General features: G+C 55.0%; 10 protein-coding genes and 2 pseudogenes. All 12 read right to left on the minus strand.

Features of this window, described 5'->3' with window-relative positions; translation table 11 throughout:
* Positions 1–28: 28 nt before the first annotated feature.
* Positions 29–2,239, minus strand: coding sequence for an aldehyde oxidoreductase molybdenum-binding subunit PaoC (paoC, locus tag AC30D9_RS00685; RefSeq protein WP_490143180.1), 2,211 nt, complete (start codon positions 2,237–2,239; stop codon positions 29–31).
* Between the two features lie 52 nt (positions 2,240–2,291).
* Positions 2,292–3,242 carry an FAD binding domain-containing protein gene (locus AC30D9_RS00690; RefSeq protein ID WP_109754036.1) on the minus strand — a complete coding sequence of 317 codons (951 nt, stop codon included), beginning with the start codon at positions 3,240–3,242 and terminating at the stop codon, positions 2,292–2,294.
* On the minus strand, positions 3,239–3,907 hold the full coding sequence (gene paoA / locus AC30D9_RS00695; RefSeq protein ID WP_109754037.1) for an aldehyde dehydrogenase iron-sulfur subunit PaoA: 669 nt from the start codon (positions 3,905–3,907) through the stop codon (positions 3,239–3,241). Before paoA ends, AC30D9_RS00690 begins: the two co-directional genes overlap by 4 nt.
* Before the next feature lie 445 nt (positions 3,908–4,352).
* Positions 4,353–4,778 carry a LysR substrate-binding domain-containing protein gene (locus AC30D9_RS00700; RefSeq protein WP_109754038.1) on the minus strand — a complete coding sequence of 142 codons (426 nt, stop codon included), beginning with the start codon at positions 4,776–4,778 and terminating at the stop codon, positions 4,353–4,355.
* Positions 4,779–5,339: 561 nt separating this feature from the next.
* A pseudogene (locus AC30D9_RS00705) lies at positions 5,340–5,477 on the minus strand (transposase); the annotation flags it as partial.
* 10 nt (positions 5,478–5,487) lie between these two features.
* Positions 5,488–6,640, minus strand: a pseudogene (tnpC, locus tag AC30D9_RS00710) (IS66 family transposase); the annotation flags it as partial.
* Between the two features lie 255 nt (positions 6,641–6,895).
* On the minus strand, positions 6,896–8,791 hold the full coding sequence (locus AC30D9_RS00715; RefSeq protein WP_490143181.1) for a UvrD-helicase domain-containing protein: 1,896 nt from the start codon (positions 8,789–8,791) through the stop codon (positions 6,896–6,898).
* A complete protein-coding gene (locus AC30D9_RS00720; RefSeq protein ID WP_490143182.1) occupies positions 8,788–11,133 on the minus strand; it encodes an AAA family ATPase in 2,346 nt (781 codons plus the stop codon). The genes AC30D9_RS00715 and AC30D9_RS00720 overlap by 4 nt, the downstream gene beginning before the upstream one ends.
* A 426-nt stretch (positions 11,134–11,559) precedes the next feature.
* Positions 11,560–13,413, minus strand: coding sequence for a DEAD/DEAH box helicase (locus AC30D9_RS00725; protein ID WP_490143183.1), 1,854 nt, complete (start codon positions 13,411–13,413; stop codon positions 11,560–11,562).
* 1 nt (position 13,414) lies between these two features.
* The gene (locus AC30D9_RS00730; RefSeq protein ID WP_490143184.1) at positions 13,415–13,816 is read right to left on the minus strand and encodes a hypothetical protein; all 402 of its coding nucleotides are present in this window, start codon (positions 13,814–13,816) and stop codon (positions 13,415–13,417) included.
* The gene (locus AC30D9_RS00735) at positions 13,813–15,021 is read right to left on the minus strand and encodes a hypothetical protein (RefSeq protein WP_490143185.1); all 1,209 of its coding nucleotides are present in this window, start codon (positions 15,019–15,021) and stop codon (positions 13,813–13,815) included. Before AC30D9_RS00735 ends, AC30D9_RS00730 begins: the two co-directional genes overlap by 4 nt.
* Before the next feature lie 15 nt (positions 15,022–15,036).
* Positions 15,037–16,965, minus strand: a complete 1,929-nt coding sequence (locus AC30D9_RS00740) for a hypothetical protein (RefSeq protein ID WP_490143186.1) — start codon at positions 16,963–16,965, stop codon at positions 15,037–15,039.
* Positions 16,966–17,004: the final 39 nt, after the last annotated feature.

Below are 17,004 nucleotides of genomic sequence, written 5' to 3' on the forward strand. Positions count from 1 at the left end.
GATGACTCCGAAGCAAAAAGCGGTAAGGTCAGCCCACAGCGGGCAAGTGGTCAATCAACTTGTCGAGCGTAATGGGGTAATCACGAACCCTAATGCCGGTGGCGTTATAAACAGCGTTGGCAATCGCCGCTGCCGCTCCTGAAATACCGAGTTCGCCGACACCCTTAGCCTTCAGCGGAGTCGCATAGGCGTCAACTTCATCCAGGAAAATAACCTCCTGATGGGGGATGTCGGCATGCACCGGCACTTCGTAGCCAGCCAGATCGTGATTAACAAAATAGCCCAAACGATGGTCTACAATCATTTCTTCCATCAGCGCTGCACCTGCGCCCATAGTCATTCCCCCGATGATCTGACTGCGTGCCGTTTTGGGGTTGAGTATTCTGCCTGCTGCGCACACTGCCAGCTGGCGGCGAATGCGAATTTCTCCGGTGGCCGCGTTTACACCAACCTCTACGAAGTGAGCGCCAAAGGTTTGTTGGGCATACTGCTTAGCCAAGTCGCCAAACTCCATGACGTCTTCGGCCTGCAAGTCGCCGTCTTTTGTCGCTTGTGCCAATGGCAGGTTTTTCGACCCTTCACGGACGTGGCCATCGATAAATTCGGTTTTTGTCGGATCGAGGCCCAACTTGGTTGCGACGGCTTCTCTAAGTTTCACACAAGCAGCATAGACGCCCGCCGTGGATGAGGCTGCGCCCCATTGGCCGCCTGAACCCGATGATTCCGGAAATCTTGAGTCGCCCAGGTAGACGTTTACCTTGCCCATGTCCACGCCCATCATTTCCGCAGCCGTTTGAGCAATGATTGTGTAAGAGCCGGTGCCAATATCAGTCATGTCGGTTTCAACGGTGACCATACCTTTGCGATCAAGTCGCACGCGAGCAGCGGATTTTGTCGTGGGTGCGCCTCGAATCGCCGACGCCATCCCCAGCCCGACCCACCAACCGTCATGCAGTTCTTTAGCCGGTTGGGTACTACGCCGAGCCCAGCCAAAATGATCGGCTCCCGTATGCAGGCATTCGACTAACTGGCGCTGAGAGAACCGGCGATCAGGCTGCTCCGGGTCTACCTGAGTGTCGTTGATGACGCGAAACTTCACAGGATCCATCCCCAGTTTCTCAGCCATTTCGTCCATGGCAATTTCCAGTGCCATCATGCCTGGAGCTTCACCGGGCGCGCGCATGGCGCTACCTTCGGCAAGGTCGAGTTCGGCGAGATACAAGCGTGTCATGCGGTTTGCGCCCGCATACAACGTTCGGGTCGATGCGGTGGCCGCTTCAGTGCGACCACCGCGCAGATTGCCAGACCAGCTCTCGTGGCCGACGGCAGTGAGTGTGCCGTCCGGATTTGCACCGAGCCGGATTCTTTGAATCGTCGCGGGTCTATGGGTCAGGTTGTTAAACATGAGCGGGCGGGGGAGTGCTACTTTCACCGGGCGCCCGGCCGCTCTAGCGGCAAGAGACGCCAATACGGCGTCGCACAGGATGGTGCCTTTTCCACCAAAGCCGCCGCCGATGTAGGGTGAGATCAGGTGAATGTTGTCTTTGGAGATGCCTAGCGTTTTAGCGAGGTCTCTGACACCCCAGTTCATCTGCTGAATGGATGTCCATAGCGTCAGTTTGTCTCCCTGCCACTGAGCGATGGTGGCATGAGGCTCCATCATCGCGTGGGCATGATCCGGGGTAGTGTAATGGCCGTCGAGGGTGACGGCTGCCTGCTTGAACGCGCCTTCGAAATCCCCGATCGCGGTGTGGGGAGGAGGGCCGAACGCACCCGGCGCGGGTGTCTTGGCTGACGCTCTCTGTGCGGCGAGGTCGTAGGCCCCAGGCTCTCTTACGTAGTAGACCCGAAGCAGAGTCGAAGCAGCCCTGGCTTGTTCAAACGTCTGTGCGACGACAATGGCTACGGCCTGGTGATAGTGATCGATCTTTGGGCCGGCAAGTGCGCGGTCAACGTAAAATTCGCCCTTGTCCAGTCGACCCGCATTCTCATAGGTGACGATTGTAATCACGCCACTGGCTTGGCGTGCTTCGCTCGAATCAATTGAGGAAATTCGACCTTTGCCGATTGCTGAACCCACGACATAGCCGTAGGCGGGGGGACTGACAGCGGCCTGTTGTTCGTAAGCATAGGTCGCCGTGCCGGTTGTTTTCAGTTTGCCTTCAACTCGATCTTTGGGTTGACCAATCACCTTCATTTGATCAATGGGATTGGTGCTCGCAGGCGTATCAAACTTCATGAGGCTTACTCCTGGTCAATCGACCGCAGCCGTGCAATGTCGGTGATGTCGCTTAGGAAGATGCGGTGGAAAGCGCAAGGCCAATTGTCCGTTCCGCCAGTTTGATCTTGAAGGCGTTCTGCGCGGTAGGATTAGCGGCAGCCAGCAAATGTGTGGCTACGGCCTTCGCGCCATCAGGCAGATAAGCTTCGGCCTCTTCACTTCGCCAAGGCTTGTACGCCACGCCTCCCAGGGCGAGTTGCCCCGTCCGGTCTGGCAGTATGATCGCCGCGACAGAAACCAGCGCAAACGCGTAGGAGGTGCGGTCACGAACCTTGTAGTAGATATGCTCGCCCCCTAAAGGTTTAGGCAGCGTCACGGCAGTAATCAGTTCGCCGTTGTTCAGGATGTTCTCGATATGTGGGGTGGTCCCCGGTGCGCTGTAAAGGTCGGCGAGATCAATCGTTCTAACTTGGCCGTCCGAGTTGAGTGTTTCTACCCTTGCGCCCAATGCTCGCATCGCCACAGCCATGTCACTGGGATGGCTTGCAATGCAGGCATCGCTGACCCCGACGATCGCTTGTTGCCGACTGGCGCCACCGATTGCAGAGCAGCCGGCACCCGGACGCCGCTTATTGCAAGGCTGATTGGTATCGTAAAAGTAGGCGCACCGGGTGCGTTGCAATAGATTGCCTGCCGTTGTGGCTTTGTTGCGCAATTGCCCTGACGCTCCCGCGAGCAGCGCCTTGGATAGTACGGCATAGTCTCGACGCACCTGAGGCGCAGCAGCCAAGTCAGTGTTACGCACCATGGCGCCGATCCTTAGCCCGCCGTCCTCAGTCGGGGTGATTTCATCGAGCGCCAGTCCGTTTACATCTATCAGGTGCTGGGGGATTTCTATTTCCAGTTTCATCAAGTCGAGCAAATTAGTACCGCCGGCGATGAATCGGGCGCCCGGGTTATTGGCAACGGCATTAACTGCTTGCTGCAAAGAGGTGGCTCGTTCGTAAGTAAAGGATTTCATGCCTCATCTCCGGCTATCTCTTGAATGGCATCGACGATGTTGGAGTACGCCCCGCAACGGCAGATATTTCCACTCATGCGCTCGCGAATTTCAGTGGCTGTGACGGTGCTACTGGCGATCAAATCGCTGGTGACGTGGCTGGGTATGCCGGCCTTTATCTCTTCAAGCATCGCGACTGCCGAGCAAATCTGCCCAGGCGTGCAGTAACCGCATTGGTAGCCGTCGTGCTTGATGAATGCCGCTTGCAGAGGGTGCAGGTTGTCCGGCGTACCGAGCCCTTCAATGGTGGTGATGCTGTCACCTTCATGCATGACCGCAAGCGTGAGGCACGCGTTTATTCGTCGACCTTCTACGATCACCGTACAGGCACCGCACTGGCCGTGGTCACAACCCTTCTTGGTGCCGGTTAAATGCAGCCTTTCTCGAAGGACGTCCAGGAGCGTGCTGCGGTTGTCGACATCCAAGGCAACTCGCCGCTCGTTGAGGGTAAACGTCACATGACTGCCTGGTGGGCTCTGCGCTGCTGATTTCGTGTTGGCAGTCGCTTGGGCATCATCGACCTTCGCTAATACGGCCGTGACCGCAGTACCTGCGGTACCTATCAGCACTTGTCGTCGGGAGAGTTCTATCCCAGCTCCCGTTGCGGTGGGGGTTTTAGTGTTCATCAACGTCTCCATTCGCAGTAGGTGTTGCTGAAGCCGGTGTTCAGTGTGGGAGCCTATGGCACTAGGTTGCAGCTGATAACTGGCGTTTTCAGAATGAATCCGTGAGCAGCGCTCAGTAATCCAGGCCAAGGCCCCGCGTGGACAGGAACCGGACCTGCGGGCTATTACTCGGTGGCGGAAAAAGAACACCCAAATTGGCTGCACTTCTTCGAGATCTATGCAGATGAGGCGGCATATCGAAGCCGTATGGCGTCTGCACATTTTCAGAAGTACATGAAGACAATCCAGTCGACGATTCTGTCCAGAGTCTCAGTCGAAACCGAACCAGTTCAACTCAGCACTCGCGGGGTCGATGACCGATTCTTCATGAGTGTGTGGTCTGTAAGAGAGTGACGCTGAGCACATCAGTTTTACGCTCAGGAACGCGAGGCACCGGCACGTTTGTTCAACGCCGCAAGCGCAGTGCCCCAACGATCAGCGACAGTGCGGGCGAAGATTGGCGGTGGTTTGCGTAGAAGATATGAAGCCCAGGAACGCTCGGCGCCCAGTCATTGAGCACGACTTGCAGGTTACCGTTCTCGATGTAAGGCCGTGCTAGCTCTTCCGGTATATACGTCAGACCTGAACCTACACTCGCAGCTTCGATAGCTTGGTAGGTTCGAGTTGAACGTCCACGAACCCTGCGTACGCCTTTCAGAAATAGGGCCGATTGATATTTTCGTTCAAGCAGTTTCAGTCGCAGAGATGTAGCCGTCCGGCCAATACATATTCCATTGAAAAAATCGACCGGGGTTCTCGGGCTTCGGAACATTCTGGAAATCGCAAAGGAGTATTTCGAATTGATCCGCCGGGTTTTGACTTTGTTGGACATTCAGCCATTGATCGAAGTGGATCGGAGAGCGCTTGACGGCGGTTTGGGAACAGCGGCTTGTGATTTTTTCGACACGGGGGAATGTTACACCTTAGGTTGGGGGCATCCTTTTCAAACCATCTAAAGCATGCCCTCAGATGTGCCCCCAATGGCGCAATCCACTGGAAGTGAATGGAGCTCCATGGTTTCTGGAAAGGCAGAAATGATCAGCCGAACAGCCCACCCGACGACGCCTAAAGACTCTCAGGGTCGCCAAAGAACATTTTGACATGGCTCTAGGGTGGTAGTTTCAGGATGGAAATTTTAAGCTTTGCCCCCAATTTTGCCCCCAGCCCAACCGGTACGTGCGCGATCGTGATTGGCGATTTCTGACACGGATCAGGATGGTCGTCGGCGGCTTTTAGTGTACGTGAGTCCCGGCTTGCTCGGAGGTTATTGGAATAATTGGTTGTCAGGGCCGGCTCTTTTCAGAGTTCACACTCAAGAGGGATCATCGAAAAGCAGCGCGGTTTTGACAAAGCCTGGGTCCGAAGCTGGCGGTCGTGGAGGGCAGCAAACGCACTGGTTTCTCCGACGCCGAAACTGTTGACACACCGTTGACCCAGGGCCGAAACACTCCAGCATATCTCCCCACGCAGCGCCCGAGCAGAGCACCCTGAGCACGCCGTCGAGCATCAGGCGATATCGCTCATGCGGTCGCCTCTCTGCATATCTGCGCGCTGGCCGTGGCGCCGTTGGGCGTGTCACTGAACAGCCACGCCTTGCGACCGATGACAAACGGCTTGATCGCGCGCTCTGCCAAGTTGTTGTCGATCGGCAAGTGGCCGGCCTCAACAAAGCGCTCCAGCCGGCTCCGGTTGTTGGCCAGGTAGTACACGGCCTCTCCCAATATGCATTGCGGCTGCACTTGGGACTGCGTTTTATCCAGCCAGCTTTTCAACTGACCAAGTATCGGCAGGCTTCTTTCATGGCGACCAATGAAGCGCTGTTCATCGCTGACATCCTTGAGTTCACGCTCGATGCCATACCACTTGTTGATCATCGCCAGCACGATGTCGTCGCGCCCCGTCTTACCTTTGGGCTGCACCTTCTGCGCCTCGACAAACTTGCGTCGCACGTGAACCATGCACGCCAGCCGCTCGACACCGGGCTGTAACGCCAACGCGCTGTAACCGGCGTAATCATCGGTCATCACGTAACTGCGATACCCTTCCAGCAAGCGCAACGGTACTTCCTGCGCACGGCTGGTGATGTAGTTGAACAGAACAACTTGTCGATCAGGTGGTCCACTGGCCTGAACCCACATCCAAGACTGGCTGGTTGGGTCGCGATCCGGTTCTTTGAGCACCTGCACCCTTGTTTCATCGCAGTGAATCACTGGGCTTTCCAGCAGGTGGTCGTGCATCAGGTTCAGCAACGGCTGAAAGTGTTCGCTGCACTGGATCACCCAACGCGCCAGGGTTTGCCGAGAGATTTCGATCCCGTGCCGGTTTAGCACCGTTTCGAAACGGTGCAGTGGCAAACCACCGACGTACTTGGTGGTCAGCAGCCTGGCCAGCACACTAGGGCTGGCAAGGCTATTTTCGATCAACTGCGCCGGTTTGTCAGCGTTGAACGGTGCGGTTTCGCAGCCATGGCAGCCGTATACCTTGCGCACGTGTTTGAGCACGCGGATCTGCATCGGCACGATGTCGAGTTGCTTGCTGGTTTCCCTCGCCAATGACGTGCATGCGGCAACCGCAGGCGCAGGTCAGTTCGTGCTCGGGCAAATCATGGATGACTTCAATACGAGGCAGATCTGCCGACAAAGGTTTACGCTTGCTGCGACGCTTGGTCGGCGCAACGAATTCTTCATCAGCATCATCAGTGGCAGCCTATGAAGCACTGCTGCCGTGGAACTGTTCGCCGGAAATGCCACGGTAAACCGAGGCACCATCTTGTGGTAGGTGAGGTTTATGGATCGCACTCAATATAATCATATTGATCATCGTGATTGACAAATGACCAGCTCCACGTCCAACTTCGACAGGTTGCACCATGCGACTCAATGAACGCTTTTCGGCTAACTCCACGACCCATGATGCACCTTATTCAATAAGAAGTTAAAAAATCAGAACCTATAGGTCGTCCGGTGCTGGTAGAGAATCGGATATGCCGAAAGTTTTCACTTCACCCGCTTGCAACCAATTTGTCTTCAAAATGCTTTTTCTTGCTGCTTCAGGATCGGCTGAATAATAAACGATTACCAGGCTTTTCTGTGCGCGACTGCATGTCACATACAACAGCCTGCGTGTCCGAGTCAGTGGATTATCATCTCCATCAGCTTGCTTTTGCAGATCACTTGCCGATGGAGGCGTTACGCCCAAGGCCTTGTCATAGCTCCAGAGAAACCCGGCGGCTTCCTTGTCACTGAGAATTACCATCACGCGTGGGAACTCAAGCCCTTTGACGCCTTGATGGGTTCCATAAGGAGAGAGTTCGCTGCAGTAGTCCGCATAGGCCCTTAATTCAGAAAAGCGGCTTTCCAACATCTGACGGTACGCATGAGTTTCTAGAACGCCTCGATCAACAGATTCGGGGGTAGGTTCAGAGGTAATGCCCAGGCGGAAAGCTGCCTCAAGACGCTCGGGAACAGGCAGAAGATTGGTAGCCAGCAATACATCAACTACGTCGCAAATCAGCGGATCTGCATCATTGAAAATAGCGAGTAACGCCTGAGTAGCACTGCCGACACGCTCGACAGCTGCGCACTGGTCTGTAAGCGATTCAAGATACGCCCGATCAAGCAGCGGAGAGCGAAGTCTTACGGCCTCCATAAGCCTGAATGAGTCGATAGCGGCAGCATTAAGAATAGGAATTACCCCTTCAACAAATAGCTTCAGTACCGACAATGTGCCGTCCAACAGACCTGTTCTGATGTGCTCCACGGCGTAGAGAGGGGAAAAAACGCCTTCGAACCCCATTCTCCTGCTGGCCATCTTGTGTTCCAAGATCAAGGTTTTTCGATTTGAAGGGCCCTTTGCCCATTCATCATCACCCGTTAAGTCCGCCATGAGAGTGGCGATCTCATTCTCGACTTGAAAGTCTTTTGCTTGATCATGAGAAACGCAGTACATGCGTACTGCTCCCTCAGGCGCGCCTTCTATAGGATCCTGGCGATGAGTGTCTACTTGAGCGCGAATGTCGTTGATCAACGTCACGACGCGTTTTGGGCACCTCCGATTGATGATCTTTGCTGGCTTGGCCCAGCGTTCGGGAATGGCACTCTCCAATCGCTGTTTGCCATGTCCGTAGATGCTCTGCATGGTGTCACCGATTAGCCCCAGGCAGAATCGATCTGAGGCCTGCGCTTCTGCCACGAGGAATGCATCGAGAAGTACCTCCATCGTGTCCTGACTTTCATCAATCAGCAGGACGGGATACTTGTCGACCAAGACATCCAGCAGAGGAGGGCGTTGTAGAAATGCAGCTGCCATGCCGATGACCTCGGAATGGTTCAGGGCCTGGTAGCCGCGATTGTCTCCAGTCGGGCTATAGGTGAAAGCCGGAACGAGCTCGATGTTTTCAAGTCGGCGCGTCTTGCTCTGCAGTTCTGCGCGGTTGCGCCTTAACGTCTTGTTCTCTCCGCGAGCTTTAGCAATATCGGCTTCCAGCCTGCGGATGTCCTGGGCCAGCTTTACCCGTAGCCAGGCTCTGATTTCGTCGTTAAATCCTTTTATCATCAACCAGGAAAACGCATGGATCGTAGACACCTCAACCAAAGGGTCATATTCAAGACGTCGGATAACCTCCTCGGCTGCAGCATTGGTGTAGGTGATGATGGCAATTTTCCTGCCCTCGACGAATAGTTTCTCGTTGAATCTGCTCTTGCAACTTCTGACGGCTTCAACCAAAGAGTAGGTTTTTCCTGACCCTGCACCGGCATACAAGAAAAAGCTTTTGGGGTTGTCCAAGTCGAGGCACTCCTGAATCACCTCATCAGCACCACGATTGAGGGGGGCGGTCGTTGTCATGATGCCACCTCCTCATCAGCAGTCGTCACAAGCAGCAGTTCAGATCGCTTCTTCATGAGGTTCAACTCAAGCCAAGCCAACCCCTCACTGATGTATTCAGGAAGCTTCAAGCTCTTGAACGCTGAATCCCCAAGCACCTGCAAGGCAAATTGGGCTTTGTCACCGGTGCGCAGGGCTTCAAATAGTTCATTGCTCAGGGCATCAGTCGTTTTGGCTGAACGAAGTGCTTTATGGAAGGTACCTAGCAGGCCTCGGCCAGCGCGATTGGTGAAGTACTCGGTATTGCTCAACACCAAACTGTCTTCAAAGGTGTTCGCAAGCACCTCCACATCACCGATCTCGGGCAGACTGACGGCTATCGGCGTCTGGTAAGCGATGCGTATGGCAAAGAGATCATCAATCACCTGCCACTTAGCCTCAGGCGGCATGAGCATCAGGTCATCAACCTGGGCAGACTCCCCCTTCATTCTGATCCAATGGCGCAAGGTTGGATTGTTTGTGGTGAGACTGGCACCTAGCTTGGCAGGCTGGGCGCTCCGCTTTTTGCCGGCATCAAGATCCGTGATGACGAGTGTCAGGATCCCCAACGCATCAATCAAAGGCCTTAAGCGGTGCGCATGACTACCACCAATATCAAGAATGGTGATGTAACACTGATCAAGGAACTCATAATTTGATCGCAAGAAATGCGGCAGTAGCATCCTTTCTGCCGCACCCTCCACCAAGATCACGGCGTCTGCAAAAAAGAGGTCTGCGTGTTGCGCTCGCAGGTAACGCGTGACGAATTCCTGAGTGTAGGTTTTATCGCCGAAGACATTGGACAGGTTGGACACGGTGGAGACGGGCACCGGGATGTCATCCATGCCGGCTGGCAGGCGCCTGAAGTAGCGTAAATGCTGGTATTCGACCTCATGAGCAACGTGACTCGAATGAGTACTGACAACCAGCTGTGTATTGAGGTTGGGGTACTGCTTGGTCAACTCATCCCGGCACAACACTTCGTAAGCATGCTTTACGAAGACCTGCTGCACCTGGACGTGCAAGTGCGCTTCTGGCTCCTCGACCAAGACGAGATGGATGGGCTCGATCCCTGTAGCCGTTTGGACGTCGGGGTTCCGAGACCGTTTCAACCAATCATCCCTGAAACTCATCAGGCGGAAAATCATCCAGATCAAGTTCTGATAACCCAAACCGTTCGAGGTTTCGGGCAGCTTTAGCACAGGGGTGCCTGCCTGGCGTGCAAATGAGTCAACTTCGAAAAGCACCGCTGCTTCGTGATTCAATCCATCTGTAGCGGCTAGCTTCGCCTGAAGTGTGATCATTGGATCGCTGCGTCCCGGGTAACCGAGCATCTGCACTTGCTTCAGCGCAGGCCCAAAGCTGTCGCTTAAACGGGTGTTGAACGCAGATTGAGCTACCTCAATTGCTCGCAAGGCCTTGAGGTCAGCTACCAGAGGTGTATCGCCCGGGTCGAGATGCTTCTGATAGTAAGCCCTGAGTTGGTCGGAAAGCTTTTTTCCACCTTTTACGGTTTCTTCATACCCTTCATCGCCGTGGTCACCGAACCCCCTCTGAGCATTGATTTCGTGAATTTTGATTAGACCCTCTAGCGGGTTTTTCTCCAGGGGCAAAGCTGTCGGGTTGAGTCGCTGGGGCAGGGCTCGGCGGGTATTTGTACAAGTGGTTTGCAGCTTGGCGGGGTCGAGGCGGTACGCTCGGATTTTGAAGAGGCGTCCCATCCTGCGGCTCAAGTAGTCGGTCAGCCCCTGAGGCCAAAGTGACAATTTCGCCGGCACTTCTTCGACATCGTCTTCCTGGTCGGCGGATTCATCAGCAGCGTCGAGCATTGCCTTGGCCACCTTCGGATCGGCAGCTAATGCGGCTTCGAGCAACCCAACACGTTCACGCTGCTTTCTGTAGTCGGCATAGAGTTCTGCCATGTCATCTGGTTCCAATCGGAACCGCATGCCCACCAATCCCCCGCGCCATTCGAAGTTGGGTATCAAGTCTCGAATGAAGTGAAGCTCACCTGATTCAGCTGATATCCAAATATCCAGATGCGGTAGCCAGTCGTCCCAATCATTGACGTTCGGCAGAGCGTCATCGCTCCCGTCGACTTCCCATTCTTGACCAATTTCTTCGATCTTGGTGAAGTGAGCCAAGGTCAAATCTTGGAGCTTGAAGCCGGAAGCCTTACCACTGAAAAACTTGCGAAGAGCGAGCATTGCTGATGACTTACCGCTGTTGTTCGCACCTACGAGCAGCGTGGTTTCGGCGGAAAGGTCGATTCGAACGGAGAGAAGCTTACGGAAATTCGCAACTTCCAAATGTTGGATTTGCATGCGTCATCCTTGAGCTGGCGATGTCAGAGTGACATCGAATGTACAACGGATACCTTTGGAATACTATCCATGCTCAGGTCGACTCGACCTTGAGTATGGCCATTCATGGCTTTGACCATCTCCTCTGGAGCAACGCCCCTGAGGATGCATTCGTCGACGACCGAGGCACCAATGCAGGAAGCTAACTGTGAAGAACCAGACGAGCTGATGCTCTCGAAAAACTCGTCTGTCTGATGACCCCAAAGTCCGTGTATACCCCACACGTATGGCGAGATATTGACTAGATATTTCCAGTTGCCTCTTATCCCTGCCTAGTAGATCTGGGGCTCGAAGCTTATCCATCCACGCTCTGAACATCTATCGATCCACCTGAAGCCGCTTGACCAGGGTAGGTTCCCGCTGAGAGCGTTTTCTCCGCGGCCTGCATCATCCAACCCGGGTAAACACCGGTCTTCCCACGAGCGCTGTCAGTGCCGGCAGCCTCTTGCTGCGGATGTATTCGATGCTTCCCACCAGGTAGACACAGTCTCTGGCCCGGGAGATGGCGACATTCATGCGTCGGTCATCTGCATAAAACGTGGCGGGCCCGACGGTGCGTACGAATGAGAAGAAGACGACGTCAGCCTGACGCCCTTGGAACGCATCGACGGTATCCACCTCGATCGTCAGGTGCTCGCGTAAATCGAGTTTACCCAGAGCGAGTTTGAGCTGCCTGCACTGTGCTCGGTACGGCGTGATCACGGCTACGCTCAGCCGCTTGCCGTCGCTGAAGTAGGGCTTGGCCCCTTCGCTTTGAAGAACGGTGGTGCTGGCACCCATCATCACATCACCAGAGCCCACGGTATCACCGCGGGCTGAGGCTTCAGCAATCACGGCAGACTTTGCTTCGCTGATTTGCTCACACATCGTCTTCAGGCGATCGACGATGATCTGAATCTCGCGCTGGTTGATCAGTGTCTTTTCCTCTTCTCCGCGTTCAGGGGGGACGAAGTACCCCTTGGAATCGTAGGTCAGCCAGGCGAAATGCTCGAACAGGCCATTACCTCCCGTGCGGCTGTGGGCGAGGCTGTTGTTGTAGAAGTGCTTGGAGATGAATTTTCCAATCTCAGGCAGCATCCGGTACTGCTTCAGCAGCGTGCCTTTCATGTGCTTGGGAAAGTTTTCAAAGATGCGCTCGATGACGCCGCCTCTGATGAGCTTCTCCTGGGCGTTGTCGAGTGCCGAGAGTGCTGAAGACTCTTCTTTGCAGAAGGTCGGTGGCAACTGCTTGTGGTCGCCTACCAGGACGCACTTGCGGGCCACTGTGAGTGCCATGAGCCACTCAGGCAGGGTAGCTTTGGAGCACTCATCGACAATGGCCAGGTCGAACATGTCGCTGTCCTTGTCGATGAAGTGATCCACCTGGTTGCACGTCACGCCGATGATCTGATGCCGGTCGGCGAGGTTGCGCACTAGCCACCGGGGAAGGTCGACGCTCCCGTCGCTGTTCGTGCGTCCGCGATCCAGCTTTTGCCACAAACGCTCTGTGAGCTCCGGCGCTTTCTCCCAGGCCTCTCTCCATACGGCATCAGCCCGATCGAATGCTTGTACTTCAATGGCGGCAGGGCTTTCCAAGGTGGCGACCATGAAGCGTGGGTAGCGCATCACCATGGACATGTCGGAAGCTGAAAGGTGCGTGGTCAGGCGATCAAGGGCGTTGTCGACTGCGACGTGTGTTTCGGAGCTGATGAGGATTCGCGCTTCGGGTTTACTGCGTAGGGTCTGGAGGATGATCTCCACGATTGCAGTGGTTTTACCGGTACCGGGAGGCCCTTGGAGGAAGAATATGTCTTCGCAAGCCAAGGCTTTCTGGATTTGGGAGTAGGCATAGGTATCAGCCAGATAGCACTCCTGTATCGGTGCGGTGGAGTGGATGGCCATCGAGTCGTGCAACCCCAGTTTGGCAAGTTCAGCACCAACCTTCGTTTTGCGATCGGTAGCGCGGGGGTTCTCTCCCGGTTTGCTGTCCGATGCATCGTCTACGGATCCAGCCGCCTCGGTGTAATATTTGGCCAAGGTGTTGTTGTGAGCAACGTTGCAGTTGGCACCACTGCGGAATCGCAGGACATACCTGATCTGTCTTTCATACTTTGCGCGGGTGATCGGATCGGCTGTGATCTCGACAAGCTTTACCAGGTACTCCAGCCAGTCGTCGATGTGATCGATGAAGTCTGGGTTCGGCGTGACAGCGGAATGAGTTGTGCTCAGGTCGCCCTGGTTGAAGTGCTCTTTAGATGTCATCTCAGATCCCCTCAACTTTTGGTTTCAAGAGCGACAGTGCACCCGCTGGGTTTCGTACGCCAATGCCCATCAGAATCTTGCCCATCAGTGGGTCGTTTCGCTCCAGTTGCTCGATGCCCAGCGGCAGTTCAAGCACTTGGCCAGCCGCGAGTGCCTCGACGATGCGCATGTCATCATCGATGGAGAGCGTATCCATGTTGAGGTGTGCCATTTCCGCTGCGAGCAATTTGTCCAAGCCTAGGACAAGACGGTTGACCGTAAATTGGGGCAGCACGTTGATTAACTCATCGTTGGTGGTGTAGCCGTGTCGCACGGCCTCAGAAATGGCGATGAAGCACTCCCTGAATTGCCAGGCAGCCCATTGGAAGCTGAGCTTCACGCGTGTTGTGCTTGATGTGCTCATTGTTGCCTCCTTGCTGGGTGACGCACTGACTTGGTTGCCAGGCCGATCGCTGGCCAGTAGATGTCTGTGTCGTCGCGCGAGAGCAGGGTGAATACCTGCTCGATGGTTTTTGAGGGGTGCAGGTCGTTGATCCAGCCCATGAGTTTCTTGATTTCATCGCGACGAGATGTGAACACCTGACGGGCTTTGAAGAAGTTGTCCTGGTGTTCGCGGGCGTCTGCCAGCGAATGGACAATCTCTGAGCGCGCTTCCTTGTCCGCGTCGAGTGTGGAGAACTCTTTAAAGTCGTGAGCCCATTTGATGCGCGTTTGGATAATCGTTCTACGATGTTTGAGGTCTGATGTTCTGCGCTTGGCGTCTTCCCAATCGGGCCTCGTATCGATGAGCACCTGATTGATTTCCCTGAGCGTACCGCCATTGGGCATTTGTGAAATCCACAGGTTTGCCAGGGGCGAATCGCTGTCCGAGAACTGGTAGTAGTTCTCGAAGATGTCCTGCAGTGCTCTGAATTTGGTACCGCACTGCTCGTAAAGGGCCTTCACACGCTGCCTCACGAGCTGATGTTGCTCACTGTTTCGCTCCTTCTCGGCCTTGAGTCCGGAGGTGGAAATCCTGAGGTCACTTAGCTGCTTTCTCAGCTTGCTCTGATAGCTTTTGATGCGGCTCAGATCGCGTTCATAGTCCTTGGCATCGGACTTGGCATCTCGTGCAAATTGTTTGACGAGCTTGGTGATCTCTGGGGTTGTGACGCGAGGCGGACGGTTCGCAATTTGCGCTTGCCAGGTGCGGCGTTCCTGGGCGCGCGAAAGCCGGATCATCTCTTGATTGAGTTCATCCAGATACGAAATCGTCGATCGGATGACCTGGGTTTTATCTCGCTCAAGATTCCAGCGCAGCTCGCTGATGTTCCTACGTAGCCAAGCCTCGACACACAGGAACATGGCCTGCGGGAGATCTTTGAGATGGTCGATGTAGTCTGTGGTCTTCTCGATGTGATCGTTGAGGAACTCAACATACTGCTTGAGCTGGTCTTCGCGCAGCTTGGCGAGCTGCTGGATTTGCAGCTTGTAAGCGTCGGCTTGAGCTTGAACCCGTGCCTGGCTAGCCGCGGCCTCGCGTTCATACTCATCGATCATGCACTGCGTTTTCTGCAGGTGTTTATCCAGGCTGCGACTGGTGAAGTAATGGACAAGTTTCTTTAGCATTTAGGCCTCCTTGCACTACGGGCGCACAAAAAATTCGTATGCCTGATCCCAGGACGTCCGCTCAGGCAGTACGTCTGTGAGACGAACATCGATCGTGGCCAGCATCGTCCGGGCGATTTTGTTGGTGTCACCACCCTCGAATGCAGTCGCTTCAAGGGACTGCTGCAATGTTTTGAGCTCCTTGCGATAGGAGTCCATGCGCGCCTGTTCGAGTTGTTGTTCGTTACTGGCAGCCTGGAGCGCTTTGCGGTCGCCGAGAAGGGTATTCTTGATAGGGGTGAACATGAGGAACTGAAGCTCCAAGTGAGCGTTCAGGTCTTTGCGCAACATCTGATAGCGCTCACCGGCCTGTCGCGTGATCTCTTGCCGTTGACGCTCGTAATCTTCTTCGATCTGGAGAATCTTCTGCTGGTAGCTGGCCTTAAGCTGATAGAGGGCCCCTGCCTCTTGGGAGGGCAGGCTGGCGATCTGCTTCTCGATCTGCTTCTGGACGGCCATGAGCTGACCTTTGCGAGCACGGTATTCCGAGAATACCGAGATACTGCCGGAAAACGGCAGCATGTCCTTCCACTCGAAATTGAATTCGGACATGGTTCCGACCAGCCCAGCGTACTGCGAAAGGTTGATCGAGCCATTGGTGAGCTGGGACATCGCAGCCTGCATATCCTCCATCGCCAGCTTTCTACCTTGGCCTGCGAAGTGGCCGACATAAGCCGAGACAGCGAATGAGAACCCAATCGAGAACACGGCGCCCAGTGCAATGGGGCCAAGGGCGCCAAGCGTGGTGCCAAACAGTGCTGTGGAGGCGATCTCGGAGGCCACCCACTGGCCCAGGAAGGTCGCCGTTGCGGTGCCTGCGCTGTACGCCAAGGATCCACCCACGACCGATACCGTGGTGCTGATCATTGATCCGCCAAACTCCAGACTGTCGATTTCGCCTCGTGAGAACTTGTAGATGTTCTGGCCAAGGCTTACCGCGATGTTTGCGACTGCCGAAGCGACGTTGCCTTTGATCAGGTGGCCGCCAGCGTTTTTGAGTACGGTGTGTGAGGCGCTGTCGATCAGGTTCTGGCCAAGGTGCTGAATGCCAGTGACCAGAACGGCATTGCCGGCCCCCTTTATCGAGCTCAGAACAATGCGCTCGGCTGCCTCATAGCACTGCTCCATCGTGAGGGGCTCATCGCTGCGCATGATGCCAAGTAGCTCGGAAGCGGCGCTTAGCGTTGCACCACCGATTGCCCCTGCCTTGGCTGCATTCGCGTATTGCATGCGATTGAACTCAGCGCGTACGCGGTCTTTTTCTGCATACTCGGGGCCTTTATCTTCCTTGGTTGTTTCTTTGACGAGCTCCTCCGAGCTGCCTTTGCCGCGACGCTTGAGTGGCTTGCTCTTGATGTCAGGGCGATCGTCCGAGTGGATCGAGTCATCCAGGGTCTCAGCAGTTTTCTTGTAGTTCTTGCTGACCTCGGGACGCTTCTGGGCGTTTTTGGTTGCTTCATTTTTGGCAACGGTTCGGGCGCCAGCGAGCTGCTCTTCCGGGACGATCTTGCCTACGTCCTGATAGTCACCATGGTTGATGGCTTTGGTGCTGTCCTCGGCAGTTTTGTAGAACTTGAGTTGGTAGTCCTTGGAGCCATCAGGGGTGTTGATGCGAACGTCGGTGACTGGATCGTTGTGTCGTCCTACATCCAGCGTGGCGCGGTGGTTGTTGGCGCCCTTGCCAGCTGCTTCGATGTTGTAAGAGCCCGCGTGGTGAGCCTCTGCGATTCGACCCTGCTGTTTATCCAGGGCCCAGTTTGCATACTCACCATCTTTTCTCGTGATCGATTGCTTGAGCATCACCGAGTATTGATCCAACGCACCGGTCAACAACTGGTTCTGCAGTTCGTTGAAGCCAGCCTGCGCATAGAGAACACCCTGTTCCAGGGTCTCTTTCGTGTCCATGTCATCTCATCCTTAATATGGGTCGCCGAGGTGGCGTCT

This window comes from Pseudomonas sp. DF11 (assembly GCF_058148565.1).